We start from the raw sequence: 22,522 nt of genomic DNA on the forward strand, positions 1-22,522 counted from the left end.
ATATGGCTAATATGTATGAACGATTATTAGGGGATACCTATAAAAATCTTCATCCTGAATTGCAGAAGCGTTATGCGATTACAGAAGAGAATAGTTTTACAGGGGAAGGAAAGATGGATGAAATTTACGGTGGCTCTTTTTTCGTGAAATTTATATTGAAAATTGCATCGAAGTTTCGAATGTTTTTCTCGGAACGAGGAGAGGAAATTCCATTTACGATACAAAACATAGCTGAGCGAGATGAATATGGACAAGAATTAGTAAGGTGGAACCGTACTTTTTATTTTCATAATAAGAAAAGATATTTTAATGCAGTTATGCAATTGGATGAAAACGAAAATGAAATTGTAGATTATTTTGGTGAACCACATTTACTCGTTTCTACACTGCATTTTCATATCGATGAGTTAGGGGCAATGCATATTTCTTCAAAGAAACAATGGTTTTATATGTTTGGAAGAAAAATGCCGTTACCAAAATTTTTGTATGGTGAGGCAAAAATTGTTGAAAGTTATGATGAAACACTTCAGTGTTTTCGAATTCATGTACAAGTACGAAACCCGTTAATTGGTTCGCTTTTTTCATATAAGGGAACATTTGTGGAAAGGGAATAAACGATATGAAAAATATAATATTTGGGCTTGCTTGCTATGTTGTTTTTCTAATATGTGAGTGGTCGAATATAAATCCTGTTGAAGCAATTATATTATTATCTGTTTTATTATTTATACCAATGTCATTTTGTATTATTGATAAAAGAACAAGAGATGGATCGCAATTATTATTTTATAAATCCGTATCATTTTTATATCCAATCGCAGCAATTTGTGCAATGCTAGCTTTCGTCACACATCACTATTTATTTGCGCTAGTTTGGTTTGTATATACAGGAATTGTTGCGTTATTTGGTGTAAGTAGATTGCTAGAAAGAGGATGGAAGCCGTTAGAAGAAATCGCCATAGATAGTGCGTTTATTTATTTGTTTTTAGGTGGTTTTTGGTTTTCTGCTTCAGTAGCAAAACTTTCAATTATGCATTTTAGCTCTGACATTGTTTTACTCACAGCTGCACATTTTCATTATTCGGCGTTTCTATTGCCATTATCAGCTGGTTTAATAGGGAGAAAAAGAGAAAAGAGAAGTAAAGTGTATGATGCTATTATGTTTATCATCATGATTTCACCTATGACAGTTGCAATAGGAATTACATACTCAAGAATATTTGAATTTTTTGCAGTGTTCCTATATTTATGTGCAATTTATGTGCAATTTATGGGTATGGATTTTACGTTTGGAGAGCAAAATTTAATGCTATCAGTGCAAAGATTCTTCTAATCGTTTCGTCTAGTACACTCATGGTTACAATTATGTTCTCACTCATATATTCATACGGAAATTTGAAGCATGTCTTGACGATTACAATTGCTCAAATGGTTTGGATTCATGGTGTTGTCAATGGAATTGGAGTAGCGTTACCGGCATTTATCGGCTGGGTGATTGAAAAGAGTGTTCCGAATTATAAATACTATGGGAAACCAATGAGTAAGTTAAGAGGAAATGTGGCAATTGGTGAGGCTTATTTATATAGCAGCAATTTAGTAGACAGTAAGGAATACAACGGTTTAGTTGATAAAGTAAATGACTTTCATAGTGAGGCATTTGATGTGACGAAGGTTCCTTTAAGTATTATTCATTTTTATGAAAATACAGCAGAGTATGAATTGCAATCGAATATTAAATGGGCTCGTTGGTTCCGTCCGTTCGCACTTTGCTATGAGAAAATGAGTAAGCGTGTAGAACAAATACATTTAGGAATGGGCGGCAATTGGGAAACGATGCATGGCTCTATCATTAGTGTCATAGATGAGAAAGATGGAAGAGAGAATGTAAGGGCTTGGCTAAGAAAAAATGAAGCAGGTGAATCTATTTTTGTAGCTCTTTATTCAAAGCATACAAATAAGAATGAGACATATATGAATATCGCCTTACCTTTACCTTATTCGAATATGACTGGTATTTTGAAACTATATAATGATAGTCATGATTTAATTATTACTAGTAAGTTAAGAGAAAATGGTCAGGGAGATGAGGGGATTTATTTACATACTCGGTTCTTGACAATCCGTTTACCGTTAGCAGAGACTTTTATTATAAAAGAGCGCACGGATCACATACTAGAAGCTAATCATAGAATGTGGATATTTGGAGTTAAGTTTTTAGAAATTGATTATAAGATTAAGAAAGTAGAGGAGAAGTAAGAAAAGCTTGGAGAGATTCCAAGCTTTTTTACGTATGTGTAATTGTTATAGCAACTTGTTTATCTAGCTCATTATCCCAAACACGTTGAATTTCAAAGGTGCCTTTTTCAAAAAATAATGGGAATCTTTCTTTAAACCAATCTTGCATAGGAAGCTTTAGTGCTGTATCGATTGGTATCCATAATAATTTGCCCTCAGGTGGGTTTAAAAGAAGTTCACCTTCAAATGAGTCTGTCCAGTAGTTAAATACCATGTACCGAACATTCCCTTTCGGATTTACATATTCATCTAATCCCTTAAAATTTAAATCCGAAACAAGTAATCCGGTTTCTTCTTTTACTTCCCTTATAGCGGCTTGAACGATACTTTCGGGAAAATCTACTTTGCCGCCAGGAGCTATGTAGCCAGGGAAACCTCGATGATTGGGTCGTTTTACGAGTAAAACTTCATTGTTGCGCTGGATCATACACATTGTATAGATTTGGTGTTCGATATTATGTGAATTTGGAGGCATAATGATGCATTCTCCTTTATATTTTTTTGATAATTTTACCATAACATAATGGTTTCTTATATAATTAGAAATATAATATTATAAATTTTCAGTCATATATTATGTATTCTATAGTCATTTGAAAAGAGGGGAGAGACATGCAAGGGGAAATACAAAAGGAGAAAAGTTTAGGTTATATTGGAAAATTATTATTACCAGTTAAAGTATCAACGCACTTTAAGTTTTTATGGATTGGACAATTACTCTCGGCCTTAGGTAGTTCGATAACTATGGTCATACTTCCAGTTGTTGTGTATTCATTAACTGGTTCAACAGTTGTAATGGGGATGACGATGGCAATGTACATGCTACCTAATATTCTTGCTTTACCATTTGCAGGTTTAGTTGTAGACCGAATTGATCGGGTTAAATTAATGTTATTTACGGATATAATCCGCTGTATAGTAATGCTATTACTTGCATCGCTTATATTTATGGATTTATTAACAATTACGATTTTATATATTCTCGTTGCCATATATGGACTTATGGAAGGGATATTCCAACCAGCATATTCTGCTGTAAGGGCAAAAGTATTCGTCCCTGAAATTCGTAATGCAGCTAACGCACTCACTCAAATGAGTAATCAAGGTATACGATTAATTGGGCCAGCACTTGGTGGGTTAATCGTATCGGTTGCATCTGCAGGGATAGGTTTCGGACTAGATGCAGCAACGTACTTATTATCATTTTTATGTTTATTATTTTTAAAAGAAATTAAGTTTAAAAAAGTAAAGCCCATTGAAAAGAGTAAGCTTACTTACAAACAAGAGTTTATGGAAGGTGTTTTAGTTTTAAAAAGTCATCCGTGGCTGTGGATTACAATTTTAGTTTTTTCTTTTATAAATATTTGTTATGCCGGCATTATCGTCGTATTAATTCCATGGTTATTTAATGTTCATCATCATTTTGAAGCTTACGTGTATGGACTTGGCATGGCCTTTTCTGGTGGTGGGGCTGTAATTGCCGCATTAATATTTGGTGGGAAAGAGCGGTGGCATAAGAGAGGATTACTGGCTTATGGAGGTGTTTTAATGAGTGGCATTGCTTTATTAATTATGCCATTCATTTCTTGGGCACCCGCTTTAATATTCTTAATGGCAATTGAAGGATTTGGCATGATGATATTTGGACTCATTTGGGAAACGAGTTTACAGGAGCTTGTACCAGAAGAAGCATTCGGAAGAGTGGCAAGCCTTGATATGTTGGGTTCTTTTGCTTTATTGCCATTAGGGTATCTAGTTGTAGGCTGGTTAGCTACTGTCATAGGTGGCGAAATAACTATTATAACACTAGCTAGTTTAGTAATTTTAACAATTGGAATAGCATTGTCTGTACCGAGTATTCGTCGATTTAATTGATTATATGGGAAAAGAGGGCTAGACCTATATAGAAAATAACTTAGCATATAATCAACTAGTATTAATAAAACACCTTTGTAATGAAAAACTGTCCGTACATATTTGGCACAACAAAATTAGAAATCACAAAAGAAGTGACGGAAGCGATACAAGCAGGTTTCAAAAAAGAAGACTAAGCCCTAAAGAAATTAGGACTTAGTCTTCATTAAATACAAATGTTTGTTTCATTTTTTTACCTTCATTTACCGGATGGCCATTGTAAGAGAAATTCTTTTCTTCCCAAGTGATTACAACTTTAAAATTATGACTATTAAAGTCTAATGGGAATACCATGTAGTCAAAGCTTGTATGACTTTTAGAAATGTTTCCATTAGGTGTAGTAGGTTTAAAGGTAGCTTTAGAGGTAGGGTTGTTATCAAGTATTTCCACAGATACGTTTGATACATCATGACCGATGTTTTTTACGAGTAAACTATACGTATCAAATACACCTTGCTTTGGCTGGATTGCTTGCTTGTTTGAGTTATGAGATTTATCGATTTCGACATACCATTGTTTAGACTTTGACGCAATCGGTAGTGACTGAAATGTGTAAGCACTAGCTTGTATTGGTAGTGCTAAGCATAAAAGTGTAAAGAGAGTTAATATTTTTCGTTTCATTTTTTGAGTGCTCCCATTCTTTAATGGATTTACTTGTTATTATCTTCTTTTCACGAGTAAATATACCATATAATGTAAAGAGGCTATTGTGAGTAGTGGATCAATATCTTATTCACTACTCTTATAGCCGGCATAATTACGTATGTAGTAAAAAAGAATAAATTTTTTTCTATACTTAGATTGCTGCCCTTTTTAAAAGGGCTATTTTTACGTTTTAATAAAAAGAATATACTAAGAGTTCAGTATAAATTATTTATTTTAATGTAGTTAAATGTGCTTGTATATGTGAAATTAGAGAAGGAAGCTGTGTAGAGGTGTTTCTACACAGTTTTTTAGGATATGAAAAAATTACCAAAAATATGTTAAAATAACATTGTCATACAACAAGGGGGATTTGTTTTATGGAAAATGGACATCTTGCTAAAGTAGACTTAACGAAAAAAATTGAATCAAAATCTAAGTACAATAAGAAATTAGAAAAATATCAAAGGCGCTTATTAGCATTACAGCAAATTTTGAAAGAAGAAAAAATCGCGGTTATGCTTGTTATGGAAGGATGGGATGCGGCTGGTAAAGGTGGGGCAATTAAGCGGGTGACGGAACACCTTGACCCGCGTGGGTTCCAAGTAAATCCAATTGGAGCGCCTGCACCTCATGAAAAACGTTACCATTATTTGCAACGTTTCTGGCGCAAAATTCCACAGTACGGGCAAATCACCATTTTTGATCGCTCATGGTACGGTCGTGTGTTAGTTGAGCGTGTTGAAGGATTTGCTACAAAGGAAGAGTGGATGAGAGCATATGATGAGATTAATGATTTTGAAAAACTACTAACAGATGACCATTACATAATAGGGAAGTTCTTCTACCATATAAGTAAAGAGGAACAGTTAAAGAGATTTAAAGATAGAGAGAAAAATCCTTTGAAAAGATGGAAAATTACAGACGAAGATTGGCGTAATCGTGAAAAATGGGATGAGTATGTTGAAGTAATGGAAGACATGTTTGAAAAAACAAGTAAGCCAAATGCAAAGTGGCATATTATTGAAAGTAATGATAAATTGTATGCTCGTGTGAAAACGTTAAAAATCATTATTTCATTCATTGAGGATTATTTCTTAGAACATGGTATAGAATTTCCTTCTTATTATTATGAAATGAAAGAGGATATTGAAGGTTTGCAAGATGTAGGTGTGAAAGAGTAAATAAGAAAATGGCCCTGTGAATTGGTGAAACCAAATTATGGGGCTTTTTTATTTAGAAACATTTTACAATTAACAGAATAAGGTATATAATCAATAATCATATTAATATTGTTAATATGATTATTGATTATATACTATGTGGGGGTTTTACTTTGAAGGGAAGAGATGTTGTTTTAGGTTTATTAATGGAAAAGGAATTGTCTGGTTACGATATTAAAATTGTGTTTGAAGACGTATTTACTCATTTTTTTGATGGAAGTTTTGGAATGATTTATCCAACGTTACGGCAATTGGAGAATGAAGGGAAAATAAAAAAAGAGGTTGTCATGCAAGAGGGAAAACCGAATAAGAAAATGTACTTTATTACAGATGAGGGGCGTGAAGAATTTTATCAATACATGCAGACGCCTGTAGAGAAGGATGTTTTACGTTCGGATTTTTTAATGAGAATGTATTTTGGCAACTATAGTGATGATGTAACAATAAAAAAATGGATTAAAGATGAAATTGAAAGAAAAGAAGCGTACATTGCAGATCTTCGATTGAAATATGAAAAGTGGAGAGTAGGTATTACTTTCGTCGAAGAAATTTCACTAGATGTAGGTATTGCATCGTATAGTGCACAAGTGGAGACTTTGAAGAAAAAATTAGAAGAGTTAGAGGCGAAAGAAAACAATAAAACAGAAGAATGAAAAACGCATTCACAATAAATAAAGGGGTATATAAAGATGGAGCAATCAAAGGGTATTAAGATTGTCTTTTTAATGTGTCTAGGTATCTTTCTTTGTATGATTGATACGACAATTATGAATATAGCTTTACCGGCAATACAATCGAGTGTAAATACTTCATTAGAAAAGATGTCTTGGGTATTAAATGTTTATACAATGACGATTGCAGTACTTGCCATTCCGTTAGGGCGGATAGCTGATATCTTTGGAAAAGCAAAGATGTATATTCTTGGTCTGGTGATTTTTGGTGGTGGATCGGTACTTTGCGCTTTTGCTAATACAGGTGATTTTCTTATTTTTTCTCGTTTTATACAAAGTATTGGGGCAGCAATTTTATTTCCAACAAGTATGGTAATTGGTGTATCAGCTATGCCGTTAGCTAAAAGGCATGTTGCACTTGCAATTTTAGGAGTAACACAAGGATTGTCAGCTGCTATGGGGCCAGTAATAGGTGGAATTATTACGCAAAATTTAGGATGGAGATGGGTGTTCTTCGTTAATGTTCCGGTTTGTATAATAGGAATCGTGTTATGTTGCATCATGCTACAAATAAAAAATGAAGAACGTATTATCTCAAAAATAGATTGGATAGGACTACTATTAAGTAGCACAGCAATTTTTTCATTTACTCTCATATTAGTAAAAGGTAATACATGGGGATGGCAAAGTAATATTGCTTTGTCTTGTTATGCAATTAGCACTATTTCTCTTATTCTATTTATTTTAGTAGAACGAAAGATTCATAACCCAATGGTGAATTTAAAGTTATTTCAAGATCGAATGTTTGTCGGAGCGTCGATCGTTGTTATATTAAGTAATTTATTTTTAATTGGAGTTACTGTATTGCTTCCAACGTTCTTGACGAAACTACAAGGTCGAACGGAAATTGAAGCGGCTTTTTTAGTGACACCTATTTCAGCAATGATATTTTTTGTCTCACCAGTTGCAGCAACTTTAATTAAAAAACTCGGAAAAGTAACTATTATTTTGTCAGGATTTCTTGTTATGGGGCTTTCCTACTATTGGTTGCAAATGATTGATGTTCATTCAACAAATATAGAAATTATTATTCCATGTATGATATTAGGTGTCGGATATGGCTTAGTAGTGGGGCCAATTACAGTTTTAAGTGCGTCTTCGTTTGAAGGAGAATTATTAACTGCTTCTCAAAGTGTTGTATCAATGTTACGACAGGTTGGAATTGTATTGGCGGTCGCAATATTTGTCTCTAACTTAACTCATAATTTAAATGTAAATAAAGAAAAAGTATATTGTTATGCAGAAGAAAAGGTGCGGAATATTCATGTGAATAGTACTGAGCAAACTGAAATTTTACAAATGACTAAAGAAAAAATAGAGAATCAAAGTTTAGAGTCGAATATAAATAAGAAACAAAATACAATGACAATGGGATTAAGTAAAGAGAAAAAGGAAGAATTGATTCGCGACAAGACGGATGAAATATTAAGAAAAGTTCCAGTAGAATATAGGGATGTAAAAAGAGAAGAAGTTATGAGGCAAGTAACAAAAGAAGTTGAAAAACAAGAGGAAAGTATAAAGAAAGAGGTACTCACATTCTCGAATGATGTGAATCATTATGCCAAGAATCAGATGGCAATGAGTTTTACAGATTTATATAAAGCAAGTGTGCCAATTATTTTAATTTGTGCTTTCGTAAGTTTGTTGTTTTGGGAAGGAAGAGCTTTGAGTAAAAAGAGAAGGGGAAGGATAGTAGAAGAAGTGTAAAGGGAAACAGGCTGCTATTAGCCTGTTTTTTCATTGTTTTCTCCTTGCATATTGTGAATAGTAGTATTTTTAATATAGCATGGGATAAGTCGAGTATGATTAGAAAGTTTTTTAGAATGAAAGGGATGAATGGAAAATGCCATTGAATATGTAACGTTATACATAGTACATTAACAAGAGGGATTAATTTTAAAAGGAGGATGGGGAATTGCTAGATAAGGCAGGGGCTTTAATAGATAATCATGTGTACACAGAAGAAGAGCAACAAAAACTATACAAACGAACGTTAATAATCGTCAGCATTTCACAAATGTTTGGCGGTGCAGGACTAGCTGCTGGTATTACAGTGGGAGCACTTCTTGCGCAGCAAATGCTTGGAACAGATGCATTTGCAGGATTACCAACTGCTATGTTTACATTGGGATCAGCATTAGCAGCTTTCATAGTAGGGAAGCTTTCGCAACGATATGGACGCCGGATAGGTCTTGCAACAGGGTTTATAGTAGGTGGATTTGGAGCAATTGGTGTTGTAATGGCAGCTTTAACGAATAGCATTATTCTTTTACTTATTTCTTTACTCATATATGGTGCCGGTACAGCCACGAATCTACAAGCTCGTTATGCAGGTACAGATTTAGCAGATAAGAAGCAGAGAGCAACGGCTGTTAGTATTACGATGGTAATGACGACTTTCGGTGCAGTTGCAGGACCAAATTTAGTAGGAGTAATGGGTAGTTTTGCGCATTCAATTGGAGTTCCTAAACTTGCAGGTCCGTTCATACTATCGGCAGCAGCATTTATACTGGCGGGTCTAGTTCTTTTTGTTATGCTTCGTCCAGATCCGTTAATTATTGCTAACATAATAGAAAGATATAAACAGGAACATACATATAAAGGGCAACCAATAACAGAAGAAGTGAAAGAAAATAAACGAGGTATTACAGTTGGAGCAATCGTAATGATACTTACGCAAATCGTGATGGTTGCGATTATGACGATGACGCCAGTTCATATGGGACACCACGGTCACGGTTTAAGTGCAGTAGGACTTGTGATAGGTTTTCATGTAGGTGCAATGTATCTTCCATCTCTCGTTACAGGAATGTTAATTGATAAAATTGGCCGAACTACAATGAGCATAGCTGGTGGAGTGATTTTACTTGCAGCGGGTGTCATAGCTGCGATAGCGCCAAGTGATTCTTTATTACTATTAATCGTTGCTCTGTCTTTACTTGGGCTAGGATGGAACCTCGGATTGATTAGTGGTACAGCACAAATCGTTGATTCCACAACACCGTCTACACGTGCTAAAACACAAGGAAAAATAGATGTTTTTATTGCGCTAGCTGGAGCTTCTGGTGGAGCGATGTCAGGTATGGTAGTAGCGAATTCAAGTTATGCGGCATTGTCATTGGCTGGAGGCGTGTTAGCGTTATTACTTATTCCTGTTGTGATATGGTCTCGAAAAGGGGCAAGAAATTAAATGAAAAAGAGGTTCTAGTTACTGACTAGAGCCTCTTTTTATACACTTAAATTAAATTCCACTCTACAATAAGTCCTAAATGTGTAAGACCACCACCGAATCCGTATAGTAAAAGTGTGTCTCCATTATTTAACTTCCCTTCTTTTATAGCTAAATCTAGAGCGAGTGGAATGGTGACTGAAGAGGTATTCCCCATATATTCCACGCTCGTTAATGTTTTTTGTATTGGAATTTGAGATTTTTCGCAAATAGATTCAATCATTCGTAAGTTAGCGCTGTGGGGTATGAACCAGTCTATATCATCTACTTGCATATTTGAGGTATGTATTAAATCTTTTATGCCTTTTGGCACTGTACGTGTTGCCCATTTATATACTTCTCTTCCATTTTGAACGATTTTTTCATTTGTTTGCAGTGGTGTGCCATTCATAGTAGTAGATAAGTTTGTTCTATATAGATGAATGCCGCCATCACCGTTTGTTCCCATGTGAGCAGCGATAAAGCTTGGGGTGTCTTCATCTCTTTCTAATAAAATAGCTCCAGCACCATCACCGAATAAAATACAGGTCGTTCTATCGGTATAATCAGTAACTTTAGATAATGTCTCTGTCGCTACGACAAGTATTTTTTCATGTGATCCAGAAGTGATTAAGCTATTACCGACGTGTAGTCCATATGTAAAACCAGCACAAGTTGCATTTAAATCAAAAGCTAGTGTATGAGGTATGTTGAAGTATTGTTGTATTTGGCAAGCAACACTAGGGAAAACGTAATCAGCAGTAGTAGTAGCGACAATGATACAGTCGACATCTTCTAAGTTTTTCTTATATGTTGTACATAAATTTTTAATTGCTTTAATGGCTAAGTTTGAGGAATATTCTTCTTCGCTAGCGATTCTTCTTTCCTTCATTCCTGTTCTTTGTACAATCCATTCATCATTCGTATGGACCATCTTTTCTAAATCGTTATTAGACAATATTTGATCTGGAACATAAGTACCAATTGCAGTAATACGAGATTTAGAATGCATAGGAACATCTCCTAATTTTTATTTTTTATAACCTGATACTAATATCAGGTTATAAAAATGTCAATATAGATTTTTGTTGTATTAAAACGATAATACTTAACTTACTATGAAGGAATTTGGCGAGTGCTGTAAAAATAATATACGAGAAGTTTCTAAAATTGATAATTGCTTTTGTTATTTTTATTGTGAGAAAAACTCGCAAAAAATGACGATTTTCTTTAGTGTGATATAGGTTGTTAAACCTTGTGAAAGCGAATTACTTATGCTACACTTTATGTAACTTAAAATGAACGGAGGGGCTTCCTTTGATCTTAATCAGATTACGTCTCAATACTTTGTGCCAATAATTGAATAGCGCTCAAAGGCTCTGTCTGTGTACAGAGTGAACGGGATTGGTCTGCCTATTTTAAAGGAACCCTTTATTAAGCTTATATGTGACAAAGAGGGAGGGACGAATACGCCCTCTTTTTGTTTTGCCTTTATAAATAGAATGGGATTGTATAGGTGAACGCTTATTGTGGATACGTATATGATCTTGGGACTTTTTGACTATAAAATAGGATGAAAGCATAGCTTTCTTCTATTTCTTTGGTGAACCCTTATCCGTTTACGAAAACACAGGCAGCGACCTGTGTTTTTTATTTTACGTAATCGAAATGGAGGAATAAATATATGGAAGAAGTATTACAAAGAGCAGTTTTAGTTGGAGTAAATGTAGGTAATGAAGATGATTTTGCATATTCGATGGAAGAGTTAACAAATCTTGCGGAAGCCTGTGATGTAGAGGTAATTGGGCAAGTAACGCAAAATTTACAACGAGTAAATCCATCGCATTATATCGGAAAAGGAAAGATTGAAGAAGTAGCAGCGTATGTACAAGAAATAGATGCGAATATGGTCATCTTTAATGATGAATTATCTCCTTCACAAATTCGAAATTTAGAAGAGGATTTAGATTGTAAGGTAATTGATCGTACCATTTTAATTTTAGATATTTTTGCGCAACGTGCGAAAACGAAAGAAGCACAGCTACAAGTAGAAGTAGCACACCTTCAGTACATGATGCCTCGTTTAATCGGTCTTCGTGAATCGTTAGGGAGACAGAGTGGCGGCGTTGGTACGAAAAATAAAGGTGTCGGTGAGAAGAAGTTAGAGTTAGACCGTCGTAAAATTGAAGAACAAATTTCAGTTTTGAATAAAGATTTAGAAGCGCTCGTTGCCCAGCGTCAAACGCAGCGAAAGCAACGTAAGAAAAATGAAATACCTGTTGTAGCATTAGTAGGTTATACGAATGCAGGAAAGTCAACGACGATGAATGCAATGCTTGAAATTTATAATGGTACAGAAGAAAAACAAGTATTTGAAAAAGATATGTTATTTGCGACGTTAGAAACATCTGTACGAAATATTGATTTGCCAGATAATAAATCATTTTTATTAACAGATACAGTTGGATTTGTAAGTAAATTACCACATCATCTTGTGAAGGCGTTCCGTTCAACGTTAGAAGAAGTAGCGGAAGCAGATTTACTTATTCACGTCGTAGATTACGCAAATCCAAATTATGAACAATTAATTGATATTACAAATGAAACGTTAAAGAAAATTGGAGTAGAAAATATTCCAACGATCTATGCTTATAACAAATCAGATATGGTGGATGTTGAAATTCCGAAAGTACAAGAAGACCGCGTGTATTTATCTGCGAAGAAACATGTTGGAATTGAAGAGCTTGTAGAAATGATTCGTTCCCATATTTATAAAGAATATACGAAATGTGAAATGTTAATTCCGTATGATCAAGGACAGGTAGTTTCGTATTTCAATAATCATGCGCACGTTTTATCAACGAGTTATGAAAATGAAGGTACGAAACTAGAAGTGGAATGTAAGACGAGCGATTACGAGAAGTATAAGCGTTTTGCAATTTAATGTAAGAGGCAACCCAGTTTGTGATTGGGTTGCCTTTTTCTATAATGTTTTACTGCTGAAAGTTACAAGGATGCAAGTCAATGATGGGAGTTAAGTTATATTTCTGGAAAAAGAAATGAAAGCAGTATAGAATAGAAATGTTTCAAAAGTCAGAATTTATTACACCTACTGTAATAAATATATATTTTGTACAGAAAGGAGCGATTCACATATGCAGGCAGTTTCACAAAAAAACACAGTAGAAACACCGACAATATATCGAATATTATTTGCGATTAGTTTCGGACATTTTTTAAATGATTCGATGCAAGCAGTTGTGCCGGCGTTGTTTCCTATTTTGGAAAAAACGATGAATTTATCCTATATGCAAGTAGGGTGGATTGCGTTTGCGTTAAATATGACGTCATCGATTATGCAACCGGTGTTTGGTATGTATTCAGATAAGAAGCCGTCACCATTTTTATTACCACTCGGTATGTTTTCAAGTATGCTTGGAATGATTGGACTCGCGTTTGCACCAAACTTTATTATTGTTATTATTTCTGTTTTATTTATTGGCTTAGGTTCCGCAGTCTTTCATCCAGAAGGCGCTCGTGTTGCGTATATGGCGGCAGGTGCAAAACGAGGGTTAGCGCAAGCGATTTATCAAGTTGGGGGAAACACGGGGAATTCTTTAGCTCCTATTTTTACAGCGCTAATTTTCGTTCCACTCGGTCAAATTGGTTCATTAGGTTTTACAGCATTTGCAGCAGTAGGAATTGCATTATTAATTTTCGTATCGAATTGGTACAAAAATGAATTAGCAACCGGCGCTGTAAGAAGGAAGAAGAGAGCTGCGCTTGAGGCGGAAAATGCAATTGTAAGTACACACATTAAATTTGTTATTATACTTCTTGTTTTTCTTACTTTTGTGCGCTCTTGGTACGGTGCCGGTATCGGGAATTTCTATCAATTTTACTTAATTGAGCATTATGGTTTATCTATAAAAAATGCCCAGTATTTCGTATTCGCATTTATGATTGCTGGTGTGTTAGGCACTTTCTTCGGGGGACCGTTAGCAGATCGATTTGGTAAGAAAAACATCATCGTATTTTCAATGTTAGGTTCAGCGCCACTTGCGCTGTTATTACCACATGTCTCACTTGTGTGGGTCGTACCTTTATTTTTATGTATCGGTTTTATTAGTTCAAGTAGTTTTAGTGTAATTGTTGTATACGCGCAAGAGCTTGTTCCGGGAAAAGTAGGGATGGTATCAGGTCTAATTGTAGGTCTTGCGTTCGGCCTTGGTGCTCTAGGCGCTGTAGTACTAGGAAAGTTAGCTGATATATATAGCCTTCAGTTCATTATGATATTATGTAGTTGTTTACCGTTAATTGGACTTACTTCATGGTTATTACCAAGTGATAAGAAAACGATAGAATAGGGGATGCACTATGAAATTATGTGAAAACGTAACAGAATTAATAGGAGATACACCTGTCGTCCGATTATCTAAATTTATTCCGGAAGACGCAGCGGACGTGTATGTGAAACTAGAAATGTTTAATCCATCACGTAGTGTGAAAGACCGTGCTGCTTATAATTTACTTCACGTTGCAGAAGAAAATGGTCTCATTAAACCAGGGGATACAATTATTGAACCGACAAGTGGGAATACAGGAATTGGTTTAGCGATGAACGCAGCAGCTAAAGGGTATAAAGCGATTTTAATTATGCCAGACAATATGTCAAAAGAGCGTATTAATTTATTGAAAGCATACGGGGCAGAAGTAGTTTTAACACCAGCAGAACAAAGAATGCCAGGAGCAATTGCGAAGGCATTAGAACTGCAAAAACAAATACCGAATAGTTTTATCCCGCAACAATTTGAAAATCCAGCTAATCCGAATATTCACCGTTATACGACTGCACTTGAAATTTACGAACAAATGGATGGAGAGCTTGATGCTTTTGTTGCAACGGCAGGAACAGGCGGAACGATTACAGGGACTGGTGAAACGTTAAAAGAGAAATTACCAAACTTATATATTGCAGTAGTGGAACCGAAAGGATCTCCCGTTTTATCAGGTGGTGTACCAGGTCCTCATAAACTAGTAGGAACAAGCCCAGGATTTATTCCGAAAAACTTAAATACAGAAGTGTATAACGAAATTATTCAAATTGCAGACGAAGAGGCTTTAACGACAATGAGAAATTTAGCTAGACAAGAAGGATTATTAGTTGGGCCATCTTCTGGAGCATCTGTTTACGCTGCAATTATGATAGCGAAACGTCTAGGCGTTGGTAAAAAAGTTTTATGTATTGCGCCTGATACAGGTGAACGTTATTTGAGTATGGGGTTATTTGAATAAAAAGGATAGAAACACCTTAATAGTGAATAGCTGCTATTAAGGTGTTTGTTTTATGGAATGAAGAGGGGGAGAAGAACAATGAAACTATTAAAACCAATACATGAATATAGTGAGCATATTACGGCGTATAGACAAGCGTTTTTACACTCAGGGGAACAACCACATGGAAGTAGTTCTTTACAAAACTTTGATTCTCTTGATAAATGGTTTGAAAAAGTGAGTAAACAAGAACTAGGAGAAAATTTACTAGCTAATCGAGTGCCATCTAGTCAGTTTTTAAGTTTTGAAAAAGGAGAACTTATAGGTTTTGTGAATATTAGACATAGATTAAATCCAGAATTATTACGGGAAAGCGGTCATATTGGATATAGTGTCCATCCAAATAAACGTCGCCACGGTTACGCTACGAAACAACTACAACTTGCATTAGCTGAAGCGCAAAAGTTAGGATTGCAGAAAGTATTAATAACTTGCGATAAATCCAATATCGGTTCTGCTAAAACGATTCAAAAGGTTGGCGGTGTGTTAGAAAATGAAGTAGTTTCTTCTCGTACTGATGAAGTTATTCAGCGCTATTGGATAGAAATATGATTAAGTAGGAATTTGAAAAGGTAATGCAAGCTGTAATATTGAAATAGATAAATGAAATATAGGGGATTACTGCAATTTTAGGGGGAAATGAAATGGGATTAAAAGAGAAAGCGATAGAGATGTCAGAGATTTATAGGCAAAATCCGAAAGTAGAAGCCATTATTTTAGCGGGTTCAGTAGCTAGAAAGCTTGAAGATGAACATTCAGATATAGAATTACATATTTTATGGTCAACACCGCCGGAAGATGAGGATCGTAGGGCCCCTATTTATCATATTGATGGGAAAATATTATCGTATCATCCGTATGAGGAAGAAGAATGGTCGGAAACGTATTTAACGAAAGAGGGAATTAAATTAGAGATTAGTAACTTTTTAACAGAGACAGTAGAGAAAGTAATTTCGGATGTGGTGGATCAATATGATATAAATTATGAAAAACAATGTATTGTATCATCCGTTCATGATGGTGTTAGTTTGTATGGAGAAGGGAAAGTGAATGAATTAAAAGAAAAAGTAGCGGCATATCCAGATGAACTAGTAAAACGGATGATTTCAGAAAATCTATGGTTAAGTAATCGTTGGCACAATCGAAAGGCGCTTTTAAAACGGAAAGATTGGCTTATGCTTTATGACGTTATTTGCGAAGTACAAAGGAACGTATTCGGTGTTTTATTTGGTTTGAATAAAATGTACGTACATCATCCAGCGTTTAAATGGATGCCTAATAATGTGGAACGAATGACTATTAAACCTGAAAAATTATATGAACGTATGGCGGACACATTAATAGGGAATCCAGAAAAAAGTGTGCAGGAGTTAGAGTTGCTAATAGAAGAAGTGTTGCAACAAGTTCATACATACGCGCCAGGAGTAAATGTGGATGAGCAAGAAAAATCTATTTTTTGTTTTGTGAAATAGAAAATAGTGATAAGGGGGAAGTTATGGGTTTTTTTAATAGGTTTTTTAAAAAAGTTGAAAAAGTAAATGAGCAAGAAGCTACTCTTCATGAATTAAGTGAAGAATTGTATGTTGAATCACCGGTAGAGGAAGCGACTAGTTACTGGGTATCAATGGCACAAAATATAATTGTTAATGCTGTAAAGGCGGCTGACAATGATGTGGAACGTGCCTTCGTATTATTGAACTTGAAGAAAGGTGAGGCCTCATTTGATATTTTTTATCAAATAAATGGGCAATTGTATTTCTGGGATCAGCTCGAAAATGAGACGATAAGAAATACAATTCAGAACGAGTTGTTACCGCAAGCTCCACAAGTTTCAAATGCAGTAAATGAGCAATTTCGTGAAGCTGATCACCCTATAATTTCGTTCGCACAATTGCAGTTTGAATGGGAAACGAAAGCCTGGTTCTCACATATAATTTGGGAAGATAACCTTGCTGCTCAATTGCCCAAAACTCAAATTCTAAATGAATGGTTTCGTGTAATTAAAGAAGAAACGAAAAATAGACCACTGGATAGTGATGTGAAATTTTCTTGGTATCCATCAAACTCTTAAAAAACTAATACAGAGAGACAGGTTATGTTTCTAGATGATTTGTATTATTGAATAAGTATCAATAATACGTAATTCTTTTTCTATTGCCTATTAGAATTCGTTATGTACTAATCCACCTGTTTTCTAAACTAAAACTTACATTTTGAATTTTTAAATAGATTGTAATACATAAAAATTCAAAATATAAGTTGACACTATTTTTAATGTGTGATAAAAATGATAGTAATCAATTCGGAAAATAATATTTGGGCAATGAAAGGGTATAGTAGTGAATATCTCCCTATTTCAGAGAGCTGATGGTTGGTGTGAATCAGTATATAGATTATTCATGAAGTTCGTCCTGGAGCATCTTTCATAAATCTCACATTATGAGGAAATGAAAGACGGTAGTTTATACCGTTATCAAATAAAGTGGTGAAGATTTTTCACAACTAGGGTGGTACCGCGATATTTATCGTCCCTACGTATTTACGTAGGGACGTTTTTTATTTAGGGCCTAACTTTGGTGTGGCTTCATAACTAGGGTGGTACCGCGATATTTTATCGTCCCTACGTTTTTGCGTAGGGGCGTTTTTATTTAGGTGGTTTCTTAGTATTCTTCACAACTAGGGTGGTACCGCGATATTTTTGTCGTCCCTACGTATTTACGTAGGGGCGTTTTTTTATTATTAGGGAGGAAGTGAACGTATTAGAAAAGAGTATTGATAGAACAATATAAATACCGAATTGTAACAAAGAAAAAGAGACAGAGAGGAGATTAACAAATGAATTCACAGCAATGGACATCGAAATTAGGTTTCGTATTAGCTGCAGCAGGTTCGGCAATTGGTCTTGGGGCGATTTGGAAATTCCCATATATGGCCGGCATTGGAGGAGGCGGAGCGTTCTTCCTAATTTTCATCGGTTTCACATTATTAATTGGTTTACCGCTATTATTAGCTGAATTTGTTATTGGAAGAAGTACACAAAAAGAGGCTGTTGATGCATATAGAGAGATTGCTCCTAAAACGTTATGGCCTTGGTTAGGTAAATTAGGAATTGTAACTTGTTTCATATTACTTTCTTTCTACAGTGTTGTAGGAGGCTGGATTTTATTATATTTATGGAATGCGATTACAGGTAGACTATGGGAAGGAAATGGAGCATACGAAGCTACGTTTGGTGAAATCATTTCCAATCCATATTTAGCAGTTGGATCACAGCTATTATTCATCCTTATTACTATTTTTATCGTAAGTAAAGGTGTACAAAATGGTGTTGAAAAAGTAAATAAATATTTCATGCCAGCATTATTCGTTTTATTCTTTGTTTTAATCGTTCGTGCACTTACGTTAGATGGTGCTGGAGAAGGAGTTCGTTTCTTCTTACAACCTGACTTCTCACATGTAACATCAGAAGTTATATTATACGCAATGGGGCAATCGTTCTTCTCATTATCTGTCGGGGTAGCCGTTATGGTAACGTATAGCTCATACTTACCGAAAGAAGAAAGCTTACCACGTTCAGCATTTTCTATCGTAGCCTTAACTCTTGTTATTACATTACTTGCAGGACTTGCAATTTTCCCAGTAGTGTTCGCATTTGGAATGGAACCATCTCAAGGACCTGGGCTATTATTTATCGTACTGCCAGCTATTTTCAGTAAAATGGCATTCGGAAAATTATTCTTCATCGTTTTCTTATTACTATTCTTCTTTGCTACTATTACATCAGCAATTTCGATGTTAGAAATTAGTGTTGCATCGTTAACATCAAAAGGTAAAGGGAAACGTGAAAAAATGGCCTTAATCGTAGGGTTATTAATCTTCGTTGTTGGGGTACCATCAGCATTATCATTCGGTATATTAAGTGATCTGAAGATTTTCGGGAAGACAGTCTTTGATTTAGCGGACTATGCAGTAAGTAACGTATTAATGCCACTTGGTGTATTATTAGTTTCTATCTTTGTTCCTTTAAAAATGAAGAAAGATGTATTAATGAAAGAGCTAGGTGTAAGTAAAAATAAAGGATACAAATTATTTGTGTTATGGTTATTCTTACTTCGCTTTATCGCACCAATTGCGATTATTATCGTATTCTTAAATGTACTTGGCATTATATAAATAGAAAGGTAGCGTATCATACAAAGATACGCTACTTTTTTATTTTGCTCTTTTTTGCAGTTCGTTTACCGTTACGAACTGATATCCCTTCTTAGATAAAGAATCTAAAATACCTTCAATCGTTTGTAAATTTTCATTAGACTCATCATACATAGAATGCAATAAAATGATAGAACCTGGTTTTACATTTTTATTAACATATTTAATTTTATCAGCCGCAGATTTATAAAAAGTATCGGGCTCAAGATCCCATATAATCGTTTCGATATTATTTTTATTTAAATAATAGGGTAGTCCAATTAATTTTTTTCCGTTAGGGGGCCTAAAATCAATTGCGTCTGTAAATCCTGTTTGGCGGATTAATGAATTCGTTTTTTCTATTTCATCTTTAATAAAAGAAGGTGTTTTGAAAACCATTCTATTATGAGAATATGTATGGTTTCCAAGTTGGTGCCCAGATTGCGCGATAGCTTCTCCTAACGATAGCTTTTTCTCTAATTCATTTCCAATTAAAAAGAAAGTAGCTTTAGCGTTGTATTTATCTAGTAGCGGTAATATTTGTTTTACATTGTTAGTAGGGCCATCATCAAAAGTTAAAGCGATCACTTTTTCATTTGTTTCTACGCGTTGTGTTAAATCTCCAAATAATTGAAAGCTTCTTGCGTTCATCAATTTGTATGTTCCGAATAATGCCGTGATAATAAAGAATAGTGTAACGATCGTAATGATAATTTTTTTCTTCATAACGTAACCTCACAATGATTTTTGATTCAATTAAAAAGTATTATATCAAACTAAGTAATTTCGTGCTTTAAGAAGGGTGTGGATGCAAGGAGAAGGAATTTATCATATAATAAAATGCAAAAGGTATATTAGGAGGTGTTTATATGGCGATTATAATTCAATTGCCAGACACTGCAACGTCTCATGCAAAGCCAAGTATGGAAATGGCGATACTTTGCGTGAGGTAGACAAGTAATATACAATCGCCTATATGAGCTCGTATCATTTTTTATATTTGGCTTTGCACCTTATTGAAATGAATCATAAAAAATAAGGGGCGAGCAGAAATGAAATACGTAAAAGCTAATGCTGTTTTACCGGAGAGTTTAATTACTGAAATTCAAAAGTATATACAAGGTGAAACAATTTATATTCCGAAACAAGAAACGAAACATTATAAATGGGGTACACGATCTGGCGGAAGAAAACAACTAGATGAAAGAAATAAAGCAATTAAAAAAGCGTTTAAAAGTGGGATTGCTATTCATCAACTTGCAGAAGAATATTTTCTTTCTGGGGAAACGATTAAAAAGATTGTGTATTCTAAATAAGAGGAAAAGAGTCTGATTCATATATTACTTTGAATCAGACTCTTTTTGTTTTATATGTATTGGATATATGAAGTGTGAACGGGCATGATAATAGAAAAAATGTGCCGTTTTTTATTAAATGCTATACAGAACATTTGAAGAGTAGAAAGGTGAACATATATGAATCATATTGGACAAATAACGATAGAGCTTTTAATTGGTTTTTTTGTTCTATTAATTGCTACAAAAATATTAGGGAAAACACAAATATCTCAGCTAACGCCCTTTGATTTTATTTCTGCAATCGTCCTAGGTGAGCTCGTTGGAAATTCAATATATGATCCTAAAATTAAAGTATGGTCTATTTTATATTCAGTATTTGTTTGGGTAATTTTAATTTATACTATTGAAGTGATAACACAAAAAGTAAGAGGGACAAGAAGGTTTTTTGAAGGATATCCTTCAATTATTATTCGTAATGGAAAGATTGATCGTGAACAATTAAGCGTAAATCATTTGGATATAAACCAATTACAACAAATGCTTAGGCAACAAAAAGATATATTTTCAATCCGAGAAGTTGAATATATGATATTGGAACCTAACGGAAACATAAGCGTTTTGAAAAAAAGTAAATACGAATCTCCTACTGTAAATGATTTAAGTTTAAAACATAAGCCTGTATACTTACCAATTTCATTAATTAGTGATGGAAAAGTAGTTAAGGATAATTTGAGGGAAGCGGGATTTGATGAAGGGTGGCTTTATAAACAAATAAAGCAAAAAGGAATTACTAAATTTGAAGACGTATTATATGCGGAATGGAAAACAGATGATGGCTTCTTTTGTCAGGAAATGCAGCGGTAGAGAATAAGTGATATATGTAATGTTTGTTTCTAAGTTATCTTTTACATATCAAAAAACGTAATCATTGTATACAATAAAACTAGATCAACAATTTGTATGGAGTGATAAAGATGGAAGCGTTTATTAGAAGTGATCAATATAATTTTATAAAATCACAAGCTTATATTTTAGCAAACGGGCATGCAACGGCAAATGATAGAGGTGTAATTCAAGCGTTAAAATCGCTTGCGATTGAAAAGATAATACATGTATTTGAGAATTTAACGGATGAACAGAAAGAGTTAATTGATACGGTATTAACAGTTCAAAATAGAGAAGATGCAGAATCATTTTTAATGAAAATAAATCCGTATGTAATTCCGTTTCAAGAAGTTACAGCACAAACATTAAAAAAGTTATTTCCTAAGGCGAAAAAGTTAAAACTTCCTGATATGGAAGAAATAGATATGAAAGAAATATCTTATTTAAGCTGGATTGATAAGGGATCAAGCAGGAAATTTATTATAGCGAAAAATGATAAAAATAAATTTGTTGGTCTGCAAGGAACGTTCCAAAGTTTAAATAAAAAAAGCATTTGTTCATTATGTCATGGGCATGAAGAAGTAGGAATGTTTTTAGTTGAAATTAAAGGCGATGTACCAGGAACTTTCGTTAAAAAGGGAAACTACATTTGCAAAGATGGTGTAGCTTGCAATCAGAATATGAAATCGCTAGATAAATTGAACGATTTTATTGACCGCTTGAAGAAATAACGAGAAAACCTCTAGTATTTAAACTGGAGGTTTTTATTTTTTGAAGAAGTAAAATAAGCTTTCTTTGTAA

General features: G+C 34.4%; 20 protein-coding genes, 1 pseudogene and 1 other annotated feature. Of the genes and pseudogenes, 17 read left to right on the forward strand and 4 right to left on the reverse strand.

The window, feature by feature from the left end:
* The first annotated feature begins 2 nt into the window (after positions 1–2).
* A complete protein-coding gene (locus ACTFRY_RS13170; protein ID WP_000002650.1) occupies positions 3–614 on the forward strand; it encodes a DUF4166 domain-containing protein in 612 nt (203 codons plus the stop codon).
* A gap of 5 nt (positions 615–619) precedes the next feature.
* Positions 620–2,256 (forward strand): annotated as a pseudogene (locus ACTFRY_RS13175) (YndJ family protein).
* A 28-nt stretch (positions 2,257–2,284) separates the two neighbouring features.
* Here the strand turns inward: ACTFRY_RS13175 and ACTFRY_RS13180 are convergent.
* Entirely contained in the window at positions 2,285–2,770 is a 486-nt protein-coding gene (locus ACTFRY_RS13180; RefSeq protein ID WP_001134949.1) for an 8-oxo-dGTP diphosphatase, read from the reverse strand.
* A 137-nt stretch (positions 2,771–2,907) separates the two neighbouring features.
* On the opposite strand from ACTFRY_RS13180, the gene ACTFRY_RS13185 reads away from it, so the two are divergent.
* On the forward strand, positions 2,908–4,170 hold the full coding sequence (locus ACTFRY_RS13185; protein ID WP_098616424.1) for an MFS transporter: 1,263 nt from the start codon (positions 2,908–2,910) through the stop codon (positions 4,168–4,170).
* A gap of 195 nt (positions 4,171–4,365) precedes the next feature.
* Here ACTFRY_RS13185 and ACTFRY_RS13190 read toward each other — a convergent pair whose 3' ends face one another.
* Complete coding sequence (locus ACTFRY_RS13190) at positions 4,366–4,830, reverse strand: hypothetical protein (protein ID WP_016117566.1); 465 nt, start codon at positions 4,828–4,830, stop codon at positions 4,366–4,368.
* Positions 4,831–5,231: 401 nt separating this feature from the next.
* Between ACTFRY_RS13190 and ACTFRY_RS13195 the strand changes: the two genes are divergently transcribed.
* The 4 genes from ACTFRY_RS13195 to ACTFRY_RS13210 all read left to right on the forward strand — a co-directional run bounded on the left by ACTFRY_RS13195 (position 5,232) and on the right by ACTFRY_RS13210 (position 9,995).
* On the forward strand, positions 5,232–6,035 hold the full coding sequence (locus tag ACTFRY_RS13195; protein WP_000427322.1) for a polyphosphate kinase 2 family protein: 804 nt from the start codon (positions 5,232–5,234) through the stop codon (positions 6,033–6,035).
* 152 nt (positions 6,036–6,187) lie between these two features.
* Positions 6,188–6,727: a PadR family transcriptional regulator gene (locus ACTFRY_RS13200; RefSeq protein ID WP_000678333.1), complete on the forward strand. Its 540-nt coding sequence runs from the start codon at positions 6,188–6,190 to the stop codon at positions 6,725–6,727.
* A 36-nt stretch (positions 6,728–6,763) separates the two neighbouring features.
* Positions 6,764–8,512 carry an MDR family MFS transporter gene (locus ACTFRY_RS13205; RefSeq protein ID WP_098616423.1) on the forward strand — a complete coding sequence of 583 codons (1,749 nt, stop codon included), beginning with the start codon at positions 6,764–6,766 and terminating at the stop codon, positions 8,510–8,512.
* Positions 8,513–8,720: 208 nt separating this feature from the next.
* Positions 8,721–9,995 carry an MFS transporter gene (locus ACTFRY_RS13210; RefSeq protein ID WP_000884517.1) on the forward strand — a complete coding sequence of 425 codons (1,275 nt, stop codon included), beginning with the start codon at positions 8,721–8,723 and terminating at the stop codon, positions 9,993–9,995.
* Positions 9,996–10,041: 46 nt separating this feature from the next.
* Here the strand turns inward: ACTFRY_RS13210 and ACTFRY_RS13215 are convergent, their stop codons facing one another.
* Complete coding sequence (locus ACTFRY_RS13215; RefSeq protein WP_098616422.1) at positions 10,042–11,025, reverse strand: ketoacyl-ACP synthase III; 984 nt, start codon at positions 11,023–11,025, stop codon at positions 10,042–10,044.
* A gap of 672 nt (positions 11,026–11,697) precedes the next feature.
* Here ACTFRY_RS13215 and hflX point away from each other — a divergent pair.
* The 7 genes from hflX (at position 11,698) to ACTFRY_RS13250 (ending at position 19,520) form a co-directional block, all read left to right on the forward strand.
* Positions 11,698–12,957, forward strand: a complete 1,260-nt coding sequence (gene hflX / locus ACTFRY_RS13220; protein ID WP_000393282.1) for a GTPase HflX — start codon at positions 11,698–11,700, stop codon at positions 12,955–12,957.
* Positions 12,958–13,168: 211 nt separating this feature from the next.
* Complete coding sequence (locus tag ACTFRY_RS13225) at positions 13,169–14,380, forward strand: MFS transporter (protein ID WP_001149411.1); 1,212 nt, start codon at positions 13,169–13,171, stop codon at positions 14,378–14,380.
* 10 nt (positions 14,381–14,390) lie between these two features.
* Positions 14,391–15,308, forward strand: a complete 918-nt coding sequence (gene cysK, locus ACTFRY_RS13230) for a cysteine synthase A (RefSeq protein WP_000762273.1) — start codon at positions 14,391–14,393, stop codon at positions 15,306–15,308.
* Positions 15,309–15,386: 78 nt separating this feature from the next.
* Entirely contained in the window at positions 15,387–15,899 is a 513-nt protein-coding gene (locus ACTFRY_RS13235; RefSeq protein WP_098616421.1) for a GNAT family N-acetyltransferase, read from the forward strand.
* Between the two features lie 92 nt (positions 15,900–15,991).
* A complete protein-coding gene (locus ACTFRY_RS13240) occupies positions 15,992–16,819 on the forward strand; it encodes a DUF4037 domain-containing protein (RefSeq protein WP_000523202.1) in 828 nt (275 codons plus the stop codon).
* A gap of 23 nt (positions 16,820–16,842) precedes the next feature.
* Positions 16,843–17,418 carry a hypothetical protein gene (locus ACTFRY_RS13245; protein WP_098616420.1) on the forward strand — a complete coding sequence of 192 codons (576 nt, stop codon included), beginning with the start codon at positions 16,843–16,845 and terminating at the stop codon, positions 17,416–17,418.
* A 243-nt stretch (positions 17,419–17,661) separates the two neighbouring features.
* Positions 17,662–17,883, forward strand: a binding site (T-box leader).
* 299 nt (positions 17,884–18,182) lie between these two features.
* Entirely contained in the window at positions 18,183–19,520 is a 1,338-nt protein-coding gene (locus tag ACTFRY_RS13250; protein WP_001088185.1) for a sodium-dependent transporter, read from the forward strand.
* Positions 19,521–19,559: 39 nt separating this feature from the next.
* On the opposite strand, the gene ACTFRY_RS13255 is transcribed toward ACTFRY_RS13250, so the two are convergent.
* Complete coding sequence (locus ACTFRY_RS13255; RefSeq protein WP_098616419.1) at positions 19,560–20,264, reverse strand: polysaccharide deacetylase family protein; 705 nt, start codon at positions 20,262–20,264, stop codon at positions 19,560–19,562.
* Between the two features lie 326 nt (positions 20,265–20,590).
* Between ACTFRY_RS13255 and ACTFRY_RS13260 the strand changes: the two genes are divergently transcribed.
* The 3 genes from ACTFRY_RS13260 to ACTFRY_RS13270 all read left to right on the forward strand — a co-directional run bounded on the left by ACTFRY_RS13260 (position 20,591) and on the right by ACTFRY_RS13270 (position 22,452).
* Positions 20,591–20,854, forward strand: coding sequence for a CD3324 family protein (locus tag ACTFRY_RS13260; protein ID WP_000878327.1), 264 nt, complete (start codon positions 20,591–20,593; stop codon positions 20,852–20,854).
* Positions 20,855–21,013: 159 nt separating this feature from the next.
* Entirely contained in the window at positions 21,014–21,700 is a 687-nt protein-coding gene (locus ACTFRY_RS13265) for a DUF421 domain-containing protein (RefSeq protein WP_001015535.1), read from the forward strand.
* Positions 21,701–21,810: 110 nt separating this feature from the next.
* Positions 21,811–22,452, forward strand: a complete 642-nt coding sequence (locus tag ACTFRY_RS13270; RefSeq protein ID WP_000387064.1) for a FusB/FusC family EF-G-binding protein — start codon at positions 21,811–21,813, stop codon at positions 22,450–22,452.
* Positions 22,453–22,522 lie beyond the last annotated feature (70 nt).

This window comes from Bacillus cereus group sp. MYBK195-1, from assembly GCF_051916605.1.
GTDB classification, from domain to species: Bacteria; Bacillota; Bacilli; order Bacillales; family Bacillaceae_G; genus Bacillus_A; species Bacillus_A cereus.